Source organism: Parasphingopyxis sp. CP4 (genome assembly GCF_013378055.1).
Lineage (GTDB): Bacteria > Pseudomonadota > Alphaproteobacteria > Sphingomonadales > Sphingomonadaceae > Parasphingopyxis.
The window spans coordinates 1,545,704-1,563,498 of sequence record NZ_CP051130.1 but is presented as its reverse complement, the minus strand read 5'-3'; the positions used below and the strand labels follow the sequence as shown (position 1 = coordinate 1,563,498).

Here is a 17,795-nt window from a genome sequence, read left to right as displayed (position 1 = left end):
AGCAAATTAGCCGGTCGTAAAGCTTTGTGACATTTTCGTTTCGGCAGCCGTAACATAAGCCCAATATTTCCGTCATCAGGGAATCACATAGACCCCATAGGGGCCGTCGCGGAGACCGCTGGCACCCGCCTGGCGGTTCGTCACGCCAAGTTCACGGTCCAAAGGGGTTCTTCTTCATGTCACCTACTCGCACCTTGCTCATGATGAGCGCTGCCATTCCGCTTGCTGCATGTGGCGCCGACGATGTCGCGTCGCCCGGCGAAGGCAATATCGTTGTTGTTACGCCGGCCGCGCCTGCACCGCCGCCTCCTCCGCCTCCGCCGTCTGGTCCGGCACCGTCGACGGCCCGTTTCGATGCGATCACACCGGCGTCTGCTTGCCCGATGGGTACGACGAACACGGGTACGATCGACGGCGATGATGACGGTTCGGTCGATTTCCGCATCTGCCAGGTCGACGGCACGATCACCGGTACGGTCACGCTGCAGAAGCTTGACGGTGTCGTCTATTCGCTCGGCGGCCGCGTTGATGTCGGCGTTGATGTCGGCGGTGATGGCATGGCAGCCGGTGGCACGCAGGGCATTCTTAACATCGACCCCGGTGTAGTCATTATCGGTGCCGGAACCGCAGATTTCCTGGTTGTTCAGCGCGGATCGCAGCTTAACGCAATTGGTACGCAGAGCAGCCCGATCACCTTTACGGCCCGCGCGAACTTCCAGAATGAGACCGACGGAACGGGCACAGTGAACGCCGACTCGATCGGCCTGTTCGGTGGCCTCGTCATTCTTGGTCGCGCGCCGATCAACGATTGCGACAGCGGCAACCCCGCTGGCGGCACGGCCGATTGCCAGACCGAGATCGAAGGCACGACCGGCGCTTTCTACGGCGGCGACCAGGCGATGGATGACAGCGGAACGCTGCGCTACGTCCAGGTCCGCTACCCGGGCTTCGAAGTCAGCACCGGTAACGAGCTCAACGGCATCTCGCTGGGCGGCGTCGGGGCTGGCACCGAGTTCAGCTATGTCCAGGTTCACAACAGCTCGGACGATGGCATCGAATGGTTCGGCGGGACGGTCAATGGCGATCATATCGTCGTAACCGGTGCCGATGATGACAGTCTGGATGTCGATAGCGGTTACAACGGGGTGAACCAGTTCATCATCGTCGAACAACGCGCTGCTGGCGGCGACCATTATATCGAGGCCGACTCCCGCTTCGATAACACGCCGCGTTCGGATCCGACATTTGCCAACTTCGTCTTTTACGGCGGTGGCAGGTCGAAGAATTTCGGCGTGCTGTTGCGCGAAGGGATTGGCGGCCAGCTGTGGAACGGTCTCATGACCGACAAGGCCGAATGTTTGAACCTCGATGATGCGGAAACCCGCGACGATGGTGTCCCCGACTTCCAGTCGGTCGTCATCGATTGCCCGACGGCCTTTGGCAGCGAGGGCAATATCACGGTCGCCGAAATCACGACGCTGTGGAACCTGGGTGCGAATAATGACGAGAGCTTCTCGAATTCGCTGACCAACGGTTTCGTCAACGGCGCCAATGAAAGCGGCGTCACGGCGTTCACCGACGCGTCGATCCAAACGGTCACATATATCGGTGCCGTTGAAGAGGGGGCAACGCCCTGGACCCAGGATTGGACCTGCGGCCTCTTCGGATCCGACGAGCAGGGCACCGGCAACGCCGGACTCTCCTGCCTGGTCACGCCGTTCTACGGCTAATCGTCGAGCATGATCGGGCGGCGGCTGCATTCAGTCGCCGCCCATTCATGTTTCTACCGCATTGAAGAGAGTAGCCATGACCAAGACATTCACGCTCGCGGGCCTATTGCTTGTATCGAGTGCGCTCACGGCCCCCGCCGCCATCGCCCAGACAACCGAAGATCCCGCTGCCCAGTCCGACGCTCCGGTCGAGGATGAGCAGCAGGATGTCGACATCTCGACCAGCGGCGGCAGCGGAACGCCGATCGTCGTTACGGGACGCTATATCCCTGAACCCATCCGGGAATCGTCGGAAGTTCTATCCGTCCTGTCCACCGAAGATCTGGCCCGCACGGGCGAGGGCGATGCCGCTGGCGCGCTCCAGCGTGTCTCCGGCCTCAGCTTGGTCGGCGGGCGGTTTGTGTATGTCCGCGGTCTGGGCGAGCGCTATTCACTGGCCCTGCTCAACGGTTCGCCGTTGCCATCTCCCGAACCGCTGAAGCGGACGGTCCCGCTCGATCTCTTCCCGACCAGCATTCTTGCCAGCTCGCTCGTTCAAAAGACCTATTCGGTCAATTATACCGGTGAGTTTGGCGGCGGTGTGATTAACCTGACCACCCGCGCAGTGCCCGACGAGCCGTTCCTTACATTCAGCGGCAGCCTGAGCGGCAATAGCGAAACCACGCTCCAGACTGGCTATACCTATTATGGTAGCGACAGCGACTGGACCGGTTTCGACGATGGTACCCGGGATATCCCGAGCCTTGTCCAATCCGCCCTCGATAGCGGTGTGCGCATCCGTTTCGACCAGCCCGAGTTCAACGATCCCTCCGCGCCCGGTTTCGTGGCGGACATCGTTGATATCTCTCAAAGCTTCCAGAACGCGAATATCAACCTTGTCCAGCGCAATGACGACATTCCGTTCAACGGCAGCGTCAACATAACCGGCGGTACCTATCTCGATATCGGTAGTGACTTCCGGCTCGGCTTTGTTGCAACTGCCGGTTGGAGCAACAGCTGGGAAACCCGTGGCGGCCTGCGCCAGCAGGGTGAATTCACCAGTGGTGACCAAACGATCACGCCCAATGTGTCTGATTTCCGGTTCCTCTCGACGCAGAACCGGATTGTCGTGAACGGCCTGCTCGGGATCGGTGCGGAATTTGGCGAACATAAGATCCGCTTCACCAATCTCTATATTCGCGATACTGCGAAAGAAGCCCGGATCAGCACCTCGGTGACGCCGGTACGCAGCACGGGCACCATCCAGAACAACCAGAATACCGAATGGTTTGAACGCCAGCTCATCAGCACTCAGCTGGTCGGCGAGTTCGACTTTGGCGATATCAATGTCGATGTGCGCGGCAGCTATGCCAACGCACAGCGTGAGGCACCCTATGAGCGCGAAATCCAATATGCGTTCAATACGACTGCCAATGATTTCGTTCATGACACGCGTTCGGGCGGCCAGACCGACCTGCTGAGTTTTTCGGAGCTGAGCGACGACGTCTGGGGTGGTCAGATCGATCTGACGTACAGCGTTCCAACTGGTCGGCGGTTCGATATCAATGTCGGCTATGCCTATTATCTGAACCAGCGCGATTTCGAACGCCGGGCATTCCGCTTTGTAACGCAACGCCAGGGCGGTCTGCCGTTTCCGGTTACCCAGCTGCGCCCGGACTTCCTGTTCTCCAACGCAACAATCGGTTTTTACGATATCTTCGTTGAAGAACGTACCGATGCCCAGGGTGGTGACGCCTATACGGCCGAGCTGGAAGTGAATGCTGGCTATGGCCAGCTGGATGTCGAGCAGTTTGACGGTTTCAGCATCGCAGCGGGCGTCCGCTATGAAGATGCAACGCAAAGCGTAACGGCTATTCCGTTTTTCGGGTTCAATGTGAATCCGCTATTCGTCGCACCGCCGCTCGAAAATGATTATTGGCTGCCGGCGGTGACCATGACCTGGAACTTTGCCGAGGATATGCAGCTGCGTCTCGGTGCGTCGCGCACAATCGGCCGGCCGCAATTCCGCGAATTGGCAGCGCCGTCCTATACAGATCCGGACAATGATCGCACCTTCCGCGGCAATCCGCGATTGATCGACTCCGAACTGCTCAATGTCGAAGCCCGGTTCGAATGGTATTTCCAACGCGACGAACTGTTCAGCATCGCGGCCTTTTACAAGGATATCGAAAACCCAATCGAACAGTTGGCGACGAGCGGTGACAATGACATCAACGTCACCTTCCTGAACGCACCGCAGGCAACGCTTTATGGTTTCGAGACCGAGTTGGTGAAATTCTTCCCGCTCTATGATTGGGGCGGCCTGTTTTCGTCCCGCCGACTGAGAGCCCAGCTCAACTATACGTTCACCCAGTCGGAAATTTCGGTAGGCGGCAACGATACGGTTCTGATACCGGGCTTCTCGACCCCGCAGCCGGCGGCAGACTATTTCGTCGATGGAGTCGCGCTGACCGGGCAATCGGATCATATCCTCAATTTGCAACTCAGCCTGGAAGACGAGGATAGCCTGTCGCAGCAATCGCTGCTGGTCACCTATACAAGTGATCGTATCACCAACCGTTCGCCAATCGGGGACGCGCCTGACATTGTTGAGGAAGGACGGATCCAGCTCGACTTTGTGTGGCGCCAGGCCTTTAGCCTGTTCGGTCAGGAAGTGCAGGGAACGCTTGAGATTCGCAATATTCTGAACGAGAATTTCCGCGAATTTTATGGTGCTCCGGACGGATCTTCGATCGATGCCCTGAGTTATGATCGCGGCCGGAGTTTCTCATTTGGTCTCAGTACGACCTTCTAGGTGGACGGAAATACACGACTAAGGGGCGGAGAATCGCAATTCTCCGCCCTTTTTCCTTGGTTTTTCGGTCTTAGGTCTAAAAATCAGCGTGTTGCCTCCCTATATCGGCAACATGGTTTGCGCGACCGCGCAACACCGCTAATGTCGCACTTGGGAAAGGGAGAGACTCTAATGGGCCTGCGGGATTTCATTTCGAAACAATTTGTCGATGTCATCGAATGGGAGGAGGAGCCCGGTCTGCTGGCCGAACGCCTCGATTTCCAGGACAATGAAATCCAGAATGGCGCCCAGCTGACGGTCCGCGAAACCCAGGCTGCCGTGGTGATCGACGAGGGCGTTCTGGCCGATATGTACGGCCCGGGCCTGCACACGCTCGATACCTCGAACATGCCGATCCTCACTAACCTGAAAAACTGGGACAAGGCATTTAAATCCCCGTTCAAGACGGACGTCTATTTCTTCTCGCAGAAGGAACAGGTGAATCTGAAATGGGGCACGGTGCAGCCGGTAACGATCCGCGATCCAGAACTGGGTCCGGTGCGGCTGCGCGCCTTCGGCACATATTCCTTCCGCGTGAAAGATATCGCGCCATTCTATTCTGCGCTTGTCGGCACGTTGGACGATGTAACGGTCAGCTCGATTGAACCGCAATTGCGCGCCGCGATCATGACGGCGCTGGCCACCGGCCTTGGCGGCGGCGGCGTTCCGTTCCTTGATCTTGCTGCCAATCAACAGAAGCTGTCCGAAGCGCTGAAGGAAGCGGTTGGGCCGGCATTTGAGCAATATGGCCTCGAGGTTCCGACATTTTTCGTGGAAAGCGTTTCGCTACCCGAAGAGGTCCAGAAGCATCTCGACAAGAAAAGCTCGATGCGGGTGCTTGGCGATCTCGATCAATATGCGAAATTCCAGGCCGCAGAGGCAATCGAAAAGGCTGCCGAACAGGAAGGTGGTATGGCCGGTCTCGGTGCCGGTGCTGGCGCGGGTATGGCGATTGGCCAGACGATGGCCGGCGCGCTGGCCCAGCAGCCTGCAGCTGCACCAGCCGCCCCAGCAGCGCCTGCCGCTGCAGCCGATGATGCCGATCCATTCGAGATGATCGAGAAGCTCCACAAGCTGCAGGAAATGGGCGCGATCAGCCAGGAAGAGTTTGACGCGAAAAAGGCGGATCTGCTGAGCAAGATATAATCGGAACGCGGGGGAACTGGCAAAGCGATGCAGTCTGAAAACTGCCCGAATTGTGGAGCGGAGGTGATCTTTCAATCGCCCGCTCTGCCTGCCCGTATCTGCGATTATTGCCACAGCACTGTGAAACGCATTGCCGAGGGCGTCGAGCTCGCTGGCGAAGTAGCCGTGCTGCCCTTTGACGTGAGCCCGATCCAGATCGGTACGCGCGGCGAATATGCGGGCATGCATTTCGACGTGATCGGTCGCATCCGGCTCGCCTATGACCAGGGTGCCTGGAATGACTGGCTGTGTCTGTTTTCGGACATGACCCATGGCTGGCTCAGCGAATCCGACGGCCAGTTCCAAATGGTAAGGGAGCGGCCTTTGTCCGAGATCCGCTCCAAGCTGGTCGGTCGGCTGGTCGCGGGCGACACGGTTCAGATAGGCGAACGCACCCAGATTGACGGAGCGGAATTTGTCGTTGCTGATGCACGCAAGGCGACCTGTGTCGCGGCCGAGGGAGAACTTCCCTTTGCACCGGAAACCGGCTGGGAAGTGTTTAATGTTGATCTGCGCGATGCAGAAGGATTCTCCGCCAATTTCGAGGCTGAAGAGGATGAGGATCCGGCCTTTTACATGGGTCGCTATGTGACGCTGGCGGAGCTCAATCCGAAAAATTTGCGTGCCATTCATGGCTGGAAGATGCCTGACTATGCCGCCTGAACCGCCCGAAGATCCCCCGTCATCGGACGATCGTCCCAATCCCTGGGGCGAAGCGTCTGGCGAGGAGTTGGTCGAGGCGGTGACCGGTGCGACCTCCGAACGCACTGTGCTGCCGTCCGAAAGCGATAGCGCGCCAGCGGCCGAACAGTTCAACTGCCCCAATTGTGGCGGGTCGATCGAGATCAAAGCGGCCGGCTATTCGGTCAGTATCGTCTGCCAATATTGCGGCTCGACGCTTGATATTACCAACCCCGACGTTTCGATCATCCAGCGCTATGAGGGCGAAGTCCGCAAGCTTGAGCTGCCGCTGGGTAGTCGCGGCGAGCTGCGCGGCGTCGAGTGGGAAGTGATCGGCTATCAGCGGCGATCCGAAAATGGCAGCTATCCCTGGGATGAGTATCTGCTCTTCAATCCCTATGAGGGCTATCGCTATCTCGATACCGATGGTCGCGGCTGGAGCTTTGGCCAGCAGCTGACCGCGTCGCCGGAAAAGAAATCTCTGTTGGGCTTCGAAGTCGATGGCGAATTCTACGAGCCATTTTATGCGCAGACCCGGGCTCAAGTGGATTATGTGCTGGGTGAGTTTTATTGGCGCGTGGAAGTCGGCGAAGAAGCGCTGACTGCTGATTTTGTGCGGCCTGGCAAGATGTTGAGCTGGGAACGCAGCGCCAAGGAAACGGTCTGGACACTGACCGAGCTGCTCGAGCCCAATGAGATCACCGATGCCTTCGGGATTGAGCCACCGCGTGGTGGCGGGCTCCCCTTGCCGCACCAGCCATCGCCCTATCGCAAAAAGGCCGGTCAGTTCATGAAGCTGGCCCTGGCGGTCGGTGCAGCACTGCTGATCATCACCGCCCTGTTCGGCGGAACCAGCGATCCGCAGACGACCCGGATCAATCTGGCGACCAATGGCGTTGAGCAGATGGCCAAGATCGGCCCGATCACACTCGAACGCCCGCGCCAGGCGGTGACGGTTTCGGCCCAGGCGCCAGGGATTGAGAATAGCTGGGTGGATCTAACCTACACGCTCACCAACAATGATACTGGCGAGATTTTCGAGGCGAACAATGTCGTCGAACGTTATTCGGGGCGCGATGCCGAGGGTAACTGGTCCGAAGGCAGCAGTTATACGACCAGTAAATTTTCAATGATCCCGGCGGGCACCTATGAGCTCAATGTCTATGCGGCGGGCAGCCGCTGGACGGGCAGCCAATATGGCAGCAGCAGCAATGCCCAGGTCGAAGTGACGATCGAGAAGGGCGCCACTTTCTATTCCAATCTGTTCCTCGCCTTGCTCGTCGTGTTCATTCCGGCGCTTTGGCAATGGTGGAAACATCTGAGCTTTGAGTCGCGGCGGCGGTCGGACAGCGATTTTGCGGGGGATGACGATGATTGATGAGGTGAGACTATGAACCGCGGAGTTTTCATATTCGGGATGTGGTGCCTGATCGTAACGTCGGGTTTCGCCTATGCATCCTTCAGCGGATATTCGCCCTTTGCCGATGGCCAAAGGGCCACCGGCGGGCCGGGCGGTGTGTTTATCGGGCGCGGCGCAGGCCCCCGTCACAAATGATTTTGCGCGTTAGAGAGATTTTCAGGGAGAGCCAGTCATGAACCTATTCAGCCTTTATCTTATCGGCGGGACTTTGATGTATGCGGCCATTGGCATTTTCGTCATGGTCGTCGCCTTTGTCCTTCTCGATCTGCTGACACCGGGCAGCTTGTGGGAAGAAATCGAAGCCAAGCAGAACAGCGCGGTCGCGACCTTTGCCGGTTGTATCGCCATCGGCCTGTCGATCATCGTGGCTGCCGCAATCGTTGGCTGATAGTGCGGCCTCAAGCCGTCGCGCAGGGCCGCTCGCCTATGCGCTCATCGCCTCGGTATTCGTCGTGGCGATCTGTGGGCTTGTTTATCAGCTGCTCGCGAGCACCATCGCCAGCTATCTGCTCGGCGACAGCGTCACCCAGTTCTCAACGATCATTGGCGTCTATCTGTTTGCGATGGGCATCGGCAGCTGGTTCTCCCGCTACGTCAAAAAGGATGAGCTAAGGCTCTTCATCCGTGCGGAAATATTGATCGCGCTGATCGGGGGTTGGGCCGCGGCGATCCTCTTCATGCTGTTTCCGGTCGTCGACGAGTTTCGCATCGGGCTCTACGCGCTCGTCCTGATCATCGGATTTCTGGTTGGGCTTGAGATCCCGCTGCTCATGCAGATCCTGCGTGACGATTTCGATTTCCGTGAAACTGTCTCGACCGTGCTGACTTTCGATTATGTCGGTGCGCTCGCCGCCTCGCTGCTCTTTCCGCTGATCCTGATGCCCTTTATCGGCATGATCCGCACCGGCTTCATGTTCGGCTTGCTCAACGTTCTGGTGGCGATTGCGTTGATCGCGATCCAGCCCAAGGGGCGACGCTTGCCTGCGGAAATGCTGGCGGGCGTTGCAGTTGCTGCTTCGCTGGTCATCGGCCTGGTGGGTGCCGAGCGGTTCCAGCGCCTGGCCGAAACAGCGAGCCTCGACGAACCGATCATCCATGCGACATCAACACCGTTCCAGCGTATCGTGCTCACCCGCCGTGGCGACAATGTGTCGCTGTTCCTGAACGGCAATCTGCAATTCTCATCGCTCGATGAATATCGCTATCATGAGGCGCTCGTGCTCCCCAATCTCGGTCGCGTAGAAAATCCGCGCAACGTTCTGGTGCTCGGCGGCGGTGATGGCCTGGCCGCGCGCGAAGTGTTGCGCCATCCCGATGTCGAGCGGGTCACGCTCGTCGATCTTGATCCGGCCATGACCCAGCTATTCCGAGAGACCCCGCTGCTCGCGCGCATCAATGAAGGTTCACTCAGCGATCCGCGAATGACGGTGATCAATGCCGACGGGTTCCGCTGGGTGCGAGAAGATGACGGCCAATATGATGCGATCGTGATCGATTTTCCGGACCCGACCGATTTCTCACTCGGCAAGCTTTATACGACGACCTTCTATCGGGCTCTGCGCAACCGGCTCGCTCCGGGCGGCATGGTTTCGGTGCAGAGCGGATCGCCCTTTGTCGCGCCCGGCGCGTTCTGGACGGTGGCTGCTACGCTTGAAGAGGCGGGTTTCGAGATCCGGCCCTATCACGCCTATGTGCCAAGCTTTGGCGATTGGGGCTTCATCCTTGCCTCGCCAATGGGCGTTGCAGAGGAAGCGGATATCCTTCCTGGCGGTCGCTTTGTGACAGCAGAGTCCGAACCGGCACTGTTCGATTTCCCGCCCGACATGGCACCCGTGGCTGCCCAGCCCAATCGGCTCGACAACCAACTGCTCGTGCGGACCTTTGCCAGTGAATGGCGGCGCTATGACGGATAGGCTCAACCCTTCTTATGACGGTCGCCATGTCCTGGCGGACTTTCACGGCTGCACCGCCCGGCTCGACGATATTGACCTGGTGGAGCGCGCGTTGACCGAAGCGGCCAGCATTGCCGGTGCGACGGTCCTCGATTTGAAGCTCCATCACTTCGGTGAGGGGGAAGGGGTAACCGGCGTCGCACTGCTCGCGGAATCGCATATGTCGATCCATACTTGGCCCGAACATGATTATGCGGCTCTGGATCTATTTCTGTGCGGTGCCCGGCATGACATTGACGGAGCGTTGGATCATCTTGCCAAGGCCTTTGGGCCGGCTGATATCGCAACGCGCACGATCAAACGCGGCTATGGCGTAGCGGCGCTTGTCGATTAGGGCCAAGAGCTCCGTTCGCCCTTGTTTTCCCGGCATTTCTCATAGACACAGCATTCTCGCTGAACTGTCTGGCATGAGTCGGACATGTGCGAATTGCAGTGGCGTGCCAATATATGTTGCGAATAGTTCGCAATTGCAATAAAGGCTGCGGCAGCACCTCTATTTTCGAAGGACTCCTGATGCGCATTCTCCCCCTAATTGCCGTTGTTTCCAGTCTTTTCCTGGCCTCTTGTGGGTCGCAAGGCGGTGATGGAGATTCGGGCGCCGGTGACGCCGGTACGCTGACCATTTATTCCTCACGCCATTATGATTCCGATTATGCGCTTTACGAAGCGTTTGAAGCGGCGACCGGCGTTGATGTCGAAGTGATCGAAGCGGATGGCGATCTGCTTGTCGAACGCGTGAAAGCTGCGGGGGATCGCAGCCCGGCTGATGTCATCATCACCGTCGATGCCGGACGTCTCTGGCGCGCCGAACAGGAAGAGCTGTTTGCGCCACTGGAATCGGATGTCCTGAACGAACGCATTCCGGAAAATCTGCGTCACCCGGATGGTCTTTGGTATGCGCTCGCCAATCGCGCCCGTGTCGTTGTCTATGCCGATGATCGTGTGACCGAGAGTGAACTGACCGGATATCCATCGCTGGCCGATCCGGCGATGCGCGGTCGGATCTGTGTTCGCTCGTCCGGCAATGTCTACAATGTCTCGCTGCTCGCATCGCTGATCGCCCGCTGGGGCGGCGAAGAAGCGCAGCAATGGGCAGAAGGTGTCACCGCCAATTTCGCGCGCGATCCATTGGGCGGCGATAGCGACCAGATCCGAGCCGTGGCCGCTGGCGAATGCGATGTCGCGATCGTGAACCATTATTATCTCGCCCGCCTGATGACGAGCGAGCCGGACGTCACCGAAGGCCTGTCAATCTTCTGGCCGGAAGACGCACCGGGTGTGCACGTCAATATCTCGGGCATGGGTATGGCCGCCAACGCTCCCAATCCCGAGCTCGCCCAGCAGTTCATGGAATTTGCGGTAAGCGATGACTCGCAGCGTTTGTTCGCTGAGCTCACGGCTGAATATCCGGCAGTGCCGACGGTTACCTATGACAATGATGTGCTGGATGGCCTCGGCGAGTTTCAGGCTGATCCGCTGGCCGCGACGGTGCTTGGCGAGAACCAGGCTGAAGCCCAGCGCATTTTTGACCGGGTGGGTTGGCAATAGCCACGCAGGCTGAACCTAACACCAGCATGCCAGCGCGGCAGCGCCTGGGGTTTAACCCGACGCCAATTGCCGTGCTGGCCGCCCTGGCTTGTGTCGCGCCGATAGTCGCGTTGTTGGTGATGGCATTTGGCGGTGGCTTGGAGCATCTCCAGCATCTCGCCGAGACCCAGCTCGCGCTGTATGCATGGAACTCTCTGGCGCTGGCCGCGATTACCGGGCTTGGCATTCTGTTGTTGGGCGTTCCGACCGCCTGGCTGATTGCACGATACCAGTTCCCCGGTCGCGGGTTTTTCACTTGGGGACTGGCGCTGCCGCTCGCCATGCCGACTTATGTCGCAGCCTATGCCTGGGTATCGATGACGGCGGCTGGCGGACCGGTTTACGCAATGACCGGCGGAGTCGCGCCCACCGTTCGCGGGCTGATCGGTGCCGGTTTTGTCTTCTCCTTTGCTTATTATCCCTATGTGTTCCTGCTCGCGCGTCAGGCCTTCGAAAATCATGGCACCGGGGCAGCCGATGCCGCGCGGACCCTCGGCGCGGGGCCGTGGCGATCCTTTTCGCGCGTGGCACTGCCGCTGGCCCGGCCGGGGATCATGGCCGGTGTTGCGCTCGCCATTATGGAAACGCTGGCCGATTATGGTGCGGTCGACTTCCTTGGCGCGCCGACATTCACGGTTGGTGTTTTGCGGGCCTGGGGATCCTTTGGCGAACCGGCCGCCGCAGCGCAGCTCGCGATCATATTGCTGTTTGTAATGATGCTGTTGTTCGGCGGTGAGCGGGCCGCCCGGCGGCGCCAGAGCGTGGCCGAGCGCGGTGGACGGCAAAATCCACCGCCGCGCCTGCAACTGACCGGTGCCAAGGCCTGGTTGGTGTGCCTTTTGTGCGCGACGCCGCTGATCATCGGCCTCATCATTCCCGGTGCCCGGCTTATCGCGCTGAGCATTGATCTGGAGTATCTCAGAATTCCCTATGACGCGCTGCGCGGTACGCTGATCCTGGCCGGCGCCTCGGCGATGATCGCGGCTGTGTTGGGATTGGGCGCTGCCTATGCGGCGCGGACGGGCGGACGTTTTGCCCAAACCGCCGTGCGTGCGGCGCATGCCGGCTATGCGGTGCCGGGTGCGGTCGCGGCGCTCGGTGTGCTCGCGCTATTCAGCTTCACCCAATCACTGCTCGACACCAGCCTTGGCGCATCGGCTCCGGTGATTGCCGGTGCGGGGGTGGCGGCGCTGCTCTTCGCCTATCAATCGCGCTTCGCGGCTGCCGCAATAGGCCCGGCGGAAAGCGCGCTCGGACGGATATCGCCCAGCCTCGATCATGCGGCGCGATCGCTGGGTGCGAGCCCTGCCGGCGTCATCCTGCGCGTCCATCTACCACTGGCCAAGGGCGGTATAGCCACAGCAGCGCTTTTGGTGTTCATAGAGGTGATGAAGGAATTGCCCGCGACGATGATCTTGCGACCTTTGGACTTTGAGACACTCGCCGTGACCGCGCATAATTATGCGTCGGACGAGCGGCTCGCGCAGGCGGCTGTGCCCTCGCTGATGCTGGTCGCAATCGGGCTTCCCGCGATGATCATTGTTTCGCGGCTGGTGTCCGCGCGGCAGGGCACGGCAGCTGCATGACCGAGCCGCTGATCTCTGCTCGCCAACTGTGCAAGTCCTGGAATGGCCGCGCGATCATGCGCGATGTCGATATCGATCTCGTCAAAGGCCGGGTGACGGCGGTGCTCGGGCCATCTGGCGCCGGTAAATCGACCTTGTTGCGCGCCATTGCGGGGCTTGAATCCGTCGATAGCGGCACGGTTGCAAGTCCGAACCACGTGATGACAGACGGGCGCGTGATCGTACCGCCCGAGCATCGCAATATCGGCATCGTATTCCAGGATTTCGCGCTATTCCCGCATTTGACCGCGCTGGACAATGTGATGTTCGGGCTTGGACGGGCACCGCGAGAGATCCGCCGGGATTTGGCGATGAAACAGCTCGCGGCGGTCGAGCTCGATGATCGTGCCAAGGCGTATCCGCATATGCTGTCCGGCGGTGAGCAGCAGCGCGTGGCGCTGGCGCGTGCTCTTGCACCCGAACCCGAAGTTATCCTGCTCGACGAGGCGTTTTCCGGCCTTGATGCCCGGCTGCGCGAGACAATGCGCGAAACCGCGCTATCGGCGCTCAAGGCATCGGGCGCGGCGGTGCTTATCGTTACGCATGACGCGCAAGAGGCGCTGTTCATGGCGGATGAACTTGCGCTGATGGCAGATGGCGTAATAATCCAGTCTGGCGAGCCGGCCAGCGTCTATCGTACGCCCGTATCGCGGACCGCCGCGCGGTTGCTCGGTGAGGTCAATGAATGGACGGGCACGGTTGAAGGCGGTGCGCTCACTACGCCCTTTGGTGCGCTATCTGCCGCAGGTCAGAGCGATGGCAGTGACGCTACCGCACTGGTCCGTCCCGAAGGTGTTGGCCTGACAGCGGACGAACAGGGATCGAATGAGATTGTCAGCCGCCATTTGCTAGGCGCGATGTCTTTGCTGGCGGTCAAAGCGCCGGATGGCACCGTCTGGCATGCACGGATGGTCTCGGCCGAAGCGCCTGTCGATAGCCGAGTGAGCGTGACTCTCGATCCGGGTCTCGCCAGTATCGTTTCCGCATAGAAAAGCCCGGCAGCCCCAAAGGGCGACCGGGCTATCCTGGCCATAAAGGCCGTATCTTCAGACGCGTTCGATAATGATCGCCGGGGCCATGCCACCTGCTGCACACATTGTTACGAGGCCGCGCTTCAGGTCCTGGCGTTCCAGCTCATCGAGCATGGTTCCGATCAGGATCGAACCGGTTGCACCAATCGGATGGCCCAGCGCGATCGCGCCGCCATTCACATTGACCTTCTCACGATCGAGATCGAGGTCACGGATGAATTTTTCGGCGACAACGGCAAAGGCTTCGTTGATTTCCCACAGATCGATATCGTCCTTGGTGAGGCCAGCCTTGTCGAGCACCTTCTTCGCCGCCGGCACCGGTGCATTGAGCATCAGCGTCGGATCATCACCCATATTGGCAGTGGCCACGATCCGGGCGCGCGGCTTCAGGCCATGCGCATCGGCATAGTCCTTGGATGCGAGCAGAACGGCAGCCGCGCCATCGACAACACCCGAAGAGTTGCCGGCGTGATGGACATGCTGGATTTCAAGATCCGGATATTTCTGGTTGATCAGCTTGCGGAAAGTCGTGCCCTTTTCGTTGAGCGGCACATCGGCAATCTTGGCGAATGACGGCTGCAGTTCGGCCAGGCCCTCGGCGGTGGTTTGCGGCCGGGGGAATTCTTCCTTATCGAGAATGACATTGCCGTCATCGTCGACGACCGGCACGACGCTCTTGTCGAACCGGCCTTCTTCGATAGCGCGGGCTGCACGTTTCTGGCTTTCCAGGCCCAAGGCGTCGACGGCTTCGCGGGAGATACCTTCCATCGATGCGATTGCATCGCCGCATACGCCCTGATGCGATTGCGGATGCACTTCCTGGAGGCGATCATTGCCCGAACCCATCATGAAGGGTTTGAAGCCGGCCGCCATTTCTTCCTGCGCCATGCTCGAGGTCAGCGACATCATTTCGGTACCGCCGGCAATCACCAGATCTTCCATGCCGGACATGATCTGGGCCGCTGCGAAATTCACGCTGGTGATCCCGCCGCCGCAGAAGCGATCGAGCGTCGTTCCGCTCGAGCGGATGTCATAGCCGGCGTCGAGCGCGGCCATCCGGCCCATATCGCCGGCCTGTTTGCCTTTCTGCGAGCTCGTGCTCCAGATGACGTCTTCCACATCGGCGGTGTTGAGATTGTTACGCTCGGCAATGGCCTTGAGAACCGTCGCCGCGAGATGCTGGGGATGTTCGTCAGCGAGTGAGCCCTTGCCCACTTTGCCGATGCCGCGAGGGGTGCGGCAGGCGTCAATGATATATGCGTCAGCCATGGAGACTTCCTTTCCTATTCAGTATCTTGGATCGCAGCGTTGAGCCGCCATCTATAGTTCAGAGAATGCTTTATCCTTGTCGACGCGCACATCGGCCGGCAGGCCCAGCACGCGTTCGGCGATGATGTTCTTCAGGATTTCATCGGTACCGCCAGCAATCCGCAGGCCCGGTGCCCACATCAGGCTTTCCTGGAAGATCGCGTCTGCCGGCGCTTTGTCCTTGTCGATGATCAGGCCGTAATGGTCCTGCATCTCGACCGCACTGTTGCAGATATCCTGAAGATGGTTGGCCGTGATGATCTTGCCGATCGAGTTTTCAGGGCCCGGTGTTTCGCCACGCGACAATGCTGTCTGGGTGCGGAACTTGGTGAGGTTGTAACCCTGTGAGGCGACATACCAGTCGGCGAGCTTCTGACGGAAGGCCTGGTTGCTGAGCGTGCCAGCGTCGCGGGCATAGTCCATGATTTCCTGCCAGTCCGGTCCTGGAGACCCGCCCACGGCAAGGCGCTCATTCATGAGCGTGACGAGCGCTACCTTCCAGCCCTGACCCGGATCACCGAGACGATCAGTATCGGGGATGCGAACATCGGTGAAATAGACCTCGTTGAATTCGCTGCCGCCAGAGGCCTGGTGGATCGGGCGCACTTCAACACCCGGAGCCTTCATGTCGACAATGAACATGGTGAGGCCCTTATGCTTGGGCACATCGGGGTCGGTGCGCACGAGCAGGATGCCGTAATCAGAGTAATGAGCACCGGAGGTCCAGACCTTCTGGCCATTGATCACCCAATCATCGCCATCGCGCACCGCCTTGGTCTTCAACCCGGCGACATCAGAGCCAGCCGATGGTTCGGAGAAGAGCTGGCACCAGATTTCTTCGCCATGCAGGGCTTTTTGAACATAGCGCTGCTTATTCTCGTCAGACCCGAAGGCGATTACCGTCGGTACGCACATGCCAAGGCCGATCGCGAACGGGCCGGTGGGCGCGTCGAACTTCGATTCTTCCTGGTTCCAGATAACCTGCTGCATCGCCGTGCCGCCGCGCCCACCAATGGCTTCGGGCCAGGTGATCTGGGCAAAGCGGTTCTCAGCTTTCACCTTCTGCCATTCCTTGGCGCGTTCCAGCATCTTGTTGCGCGGTTCGCGTCCGCGAATTGCACTCGCGGCTTTCGGCTTGAGATGCTGTCCGAGAAAGGCGCTGGCTTCGGCGCGGAATTCTGCTTCTTCGGGGGTGTCGTTGAAATCCATGGGGTCAGCCTTTCCTTACGCAGCGTTTCGGGTTTCGAGGGCGCGGACGAGTTTCTCTTTCCAGACGGATGGAGCGCCGGCCTGTACGGCGAGCAGTTTGGCGCGCCGGTAGAAGAGGTGACAATCCACCTCCCAGGTAAAGCCCATGCCACCATGGGTCTGAATATTTTCCTTGCTGGCAAACCAATAGGCTTCGCTCGCCGCGACCCGCGCAGCGGCGGCCGCTTCGGGCAGCTCGCCAGCATCGGTTGAGAGCGCCCATGCGCCATAATAGGAATTGGAGCGAGCCACCTCATTCTTCACATACATTTCAGCAAGCTTGTGCTTGATCGCCTGATTGCCGCCGATTGGCCGGCCAAATGCCTGGCGTTCCTTGGCATAATCGGTCGCCATATCGAGGCAGACCGATGCGCCGCCAACCTGTTCAAAGGCGAGCAGCACCGCCGCACGATTGAGGATTTCGGCGTAGAGCGCTTCGCCATCGCCTTGTCCGCCGAGCCGTTCGGCACTGGCGCCGTTAAAGGTGATTTCGGCATGGCTGCGCGTTGGCTCGATGGTTTCCACCGAGCTGCGGGTCACGCCATCCTGATCCAGCGCGACGACGACGAGGCTCGATCCGCTGCCATCCTTGGCGAGAACCACCGCATGGGTCGCGACATCGCCATCGGTAACCGGGATCTTGGTGCCGGTCAGGGTGCCGTCCTTGAATTCGGTCTTCAGCTTGCCGGCTTCGACCGGGCCGGGGCCTTCGGACGCCGCGATGCAACCGATGGCCGAGCCATCAGCGATCCTGGGCAGCAATTCGCTTTTCTGGGCATCGGATCCGGCAAGCTTCACGGCTTCGGCAAAGAAATAGACGCTCGAGGCAAAGGGGATCGGGGCGAGCGCGCGGCCCAGCTCTTCGGCAATAACGCACAATTCCAACATGCCGAGACCCAGTCCGCCATGTTCTTCGGGAATGGCCGTTCCCAGCCAGCCCATCTCGACTACCTGTTTCCAAACATCTTCATGGTGGCTCTTCGCATCATCATCCAGCACTTCGCGCACTTCGGCGGTTGTGCATTTCGCGGTGAGGAATTTCCGCGCTTCATCGCGCAGGAATTTTTGCTCGTCGGAGAAATCGAAATTCATCGGGACTCGGTCCTCTGCCTAAGTTACGTTAACGTCACCCTAGCCGAGAATCCGGTCGGGACAAGCCTTTCCCGTTTTGAAGCGCCGGATTTCTGACCCAGAA

General features: G+C 59.6%; 15 protein-coding genes. 12 read left to right on the top strand and 3 right to left on the bottom strand.

The window, feature by feature from the left end:
• Window positions 1-176 precede the first annotated feature (176 nt).
• The 12 genes from HFP51_RS07520 to HFP51_RS07465 all read left to right on the top strand — a co-directional run bounded on the left by HFP51_RS07520 (window position 177) and on the right by HFP51_RS07465 (window position 14,002).
• On the top strand, window positions 177-1,730 hold the full coding sequence (locus HFP51_RS07520; protein WP_176875150.1) for a hypothetical protein: 1,554 nt from the start codon (window positions 177-179) through the stop codon (window positions 1,728-1,730).
• Window positions 1,731-1,806: 76 nt separating this feature from the next.
• Entirely contained in the window at window positions 1,807-4,524 is a 2,718-nt protein-coding gene (locus HFP51_RS07515) for a TonB-dependent receptor domain-containing protein (protein WP_176875149.1), read from the top strand.
• 171 nt (window positions 4,525-4,695) lie between these two features.
• Window positions 4,696-5,709: an SPFH domain-containing protein gene (locus HFP51_RS07510; protein WP_176875148.1), complete on the top strand. Its 1,014-nt coding sequence runs from the start codon at window positions 4,696-4,698 to the stop codon at window positions 5,707-5,709.
• 63 nt (window positions 5,710-5,772) lie between these two features.
• Window positions 5,773-6,411, top strand: a complete 639-nt coding sequence (locus HFP51_RS07505; protein ID WP_255454600.1) for a DUF4178 domain-containing protein — start codon at window positions 5,773-5,775, stop codon at window positions 6,409-6,411.
• The gene (locus HFP51_RS07500; RefSeq protein ID WP_176875146.1) at window positions 6,401-7,807 is read left to right on the top strand and encodes a DUF4178 domain-containing protein; all 1,407 of its coding nucleotides are present in this window, start codon (window positions 6,401-6,403) and stop codon (window positions 7,805-7,807) included. The genes HFP51_RS07505 and HFP51_RS07500 overlap by 11 nt, the downstream gene beginning before the upstream one ends.
• A 12-nt stretch (window positions 7,808-7,819) precedes the next feature.
• The gene (locus HFP51_RS07495; RefSeq protein ID WP_176875145.1) at window positions 7,820-7,984 is read left to right on the top strand and encodes a hypothetical protein; all 165 of its coding nucleotides are present in this window, start codon (window positions 7,820-7,822) and stop codon (window positions 7,982-7,984) included.
• 37 nt (window positions 7,985-8,021) lie between these two features.
• The gene (locus HFP51_RS07490; protein WP_176875144.1) at window positions 8,022-8,237 is read left to right on the top strand and encodes a DUF350 domain-containing protein; all 216 of its coding nucleotides are present in this window, start codon (window positions 8,022-8,024) and stop codon (window positions 8,235-8,237) included.
• Window positions 8,230-9,762 (top strand): polyamine aminopropyltransferase, encoded by a 1,533-nt coding sequence (locus HFP51_RS07485; protein ID WP_176875143.1) that lies wholly within the window; start codon window positions 8,230-8,232, stop codon window positions 9,760-9,762. Before HFP51_RS07490 ends, HFP51_RS07485 begins: the two co-directional genes overlap by 8 nt.
• Entirely contained in the window at window positions 9,752-10,135 is a 384-nt protein-coding gene (gene speD, locus HFP51_RS07480) for an adenosylmethionine decarboxylase (protein WP_176875142.1), read from the top strand. Before HFP51_RS07485 ends, speD begins: the two co-directional genes overlap by 11 nt.
• 179 nt (window positions 10,136-10,314) lie before the next feature.
• Window positions 10,315-11,349 carry an extracellular solute-binding protein gene (locus HFP51_RS07475; RefSeq protein WP_176875141.1) on the top strand — a complete coding sequence of 345 codons (1,035 nt, stop codon included), beginning with the start codon at window positions 10,315-10,317 and terminating at the stop codon, window positions 11,347-11,349.
• A 26-nt stretch (window positions 11,350-11,375) separates the two neighbouring features.
• Window positions 11,376-12,974 (top strand): iron ABC transporter permease, encoded by a 1,599-nt coding sequence (locus HFP51_RS07470; protein WP_176875140.1) that lies wholly within the window; start codon window positions 11,376-11,378, stop codon window positions 12,972-12,974.
• Window positions 12,971-14,002 carry an ABC transporter ATP-binding protein gene (locus HFP51_RS07465; RefSeq protein WP_176875139.1) on the top strand — a complete coding sequence of 344 codons (1,032 nt, stop codon included), beginning with the start codon at window positions 12,971-12,973 and terminating at the stop codon, window positions 14,000-14,002. The genes HFP51_RS07470 and HFP51_RS07465 overlap by 4 nt, the downstream gene beginning before the upstream one ends.
• Window positions 14,003-14,059: 57 nt before the next feature.
• Here HFP51_RS07465 and HFP51_RS07460 read toward each other — a convergent pair whose 3' ends face one another.
• Genes HFP51_RS07460 through HFP51_RS07450 form a run of 3 tightly spaced genes read right to left on the bottom strand, consistent with a single transcriptional unit; the run spans window position 14,060 to window position 17,692 of the window.
• Complete coding sequence (locus tag HFP51_RS07460; protein WP_176875138.1) at window positions 14,060-15,313, bottom strand: acetyl-CoA C-acetyltransferase; 1,254 nt, start codon at window positions 15,311-15,313, stop codon at window positions 14,060-14,062.
• Between the two features lie 51 nt (window positions 15,314-15,364).
• Window positions 15,365-16,561 (bottom strand): acyl-CoA dehydrogenase family protein, encoded by a 1,197-nt coding sequence (locus HFP51_RS07455; RefSeq protein ID WP_176875137.1) that lies wholly within the window; start codon window positions 16,559-16,561, stop codon window positions 15,365-15,367.
• A 15-nt stretch (window positions 16,562-16,576) separates the two neighbouring features.
• A complete protein-coding gene (locus HFP51_RS07450) occupies window positions 16,577-17,692 on the bottom strand; it encodes an acyl-CoA dehydrogenase family protein (RefSeq protein WP_176875136.1) in 1,116 nt (371 codons plus the stop codon).
• Window positions 17,693-17,795: the final 103 nt, after the last annotated feature.

What these genes read in the sequence shown, in the direction of transcription:
- HFP51_RS07520 (WP_176875150.1), top strand. Translation starts at nt 177, where the DNA reads ATGTCACCTACTCGCACCTTGCTCATGATGAGCGCTGCCATTCCGCTT.
- HFP51_RS07515 (WP_176875149.1), top strand. Translation starts at nt 1,807, where the DNA reads ATGACCAAGACATTCACGCTCGCGGGCCTATTGCTTGTATCGAGTGCG.
- HFP51_RS07510 (WP_176875148.1), top strand. Translation starts at nt 4,696, where the DNA reads ATGGGCCTGCGGGATTTCATTTCGAAACAATTTGTCGATGTCATCGAA.
- HFP51_RS07500 (WP_176875146.1), top strand. Translation starts at nt 6,401, where the DNA reads ATGCCGCCTGAACCGCCCGAAGATCCCCCGTCATCGGACGATCGTCCC.
- HFP51_RS07495 (WP_176875145.1), top strand. Translation starts at nt 7,820, where the DNA reads ATGAACCGCGGAGTTTTCATATTCGGGATGTGGTGCCTGATCGTAACG.
- HFP51_RS07490 (WP_176875144.1), top strand. Translation starts at nt 8,022, where the DNA reads ATGAACCTATTCAGCCTTTATCTTATCGGCGGGACTTTGATGTATGCG.
- speD (WP_176875142.1), top strand. Translation starts at nt 9,752, where the DNA reads ATGACGGATAGGCTCAACCCTTCTTATGACGGTCGCCATGTCCTGGCG.
- HFP51_RS07475 (WP_176875141.1), top strand. Translation starts at nt 10,315, where the DNA reads ATGCGCATTCTCCCCCTAATTGCCGTTGTTTCCAGTCTTTTCCTGGCC.
- HFP51_RS07470 (WP_176875140.1), top strand. Translation starts at nt 11,376, where the DNA reads ATGCCAGCGCGGCAGCGCCTGGGGTTTAACCCGACGCCAATTGCCGTG.
- HFP51_RS07465 (WP_176875139.1), top strand. Translation starts at nt 12,971, where the DNA reads ATGACCGAGCCGCTGATCTCTGCTCGCCAACTGTGCAAGTCCTGGAAT.
- HFP51_RS07460 (WP_176875138.1), bottom strand. Translation starts at nt 15,313, where the DNA reads ATGGCTGACGCATATATCATTGACGCCTGCCGCACCCCTCGCGGCATC.
- HFP51_RS07455 (WP_176875137.1), bottom strand. Translation starts at nt 16,561, where the DNA reads ATGGATTTCAACGACACCCCCGAAGAAGCAGAATTCCGCGCCGAAGCC.
- HFP51_RS07450 (WP_176875136.1), bottom strand. Translation starts at nt 17,692, where the DNA reads ATGAATTTCGATTTCTCCGACGAGCAAAAATTCCTGCGCGATGAAGCG.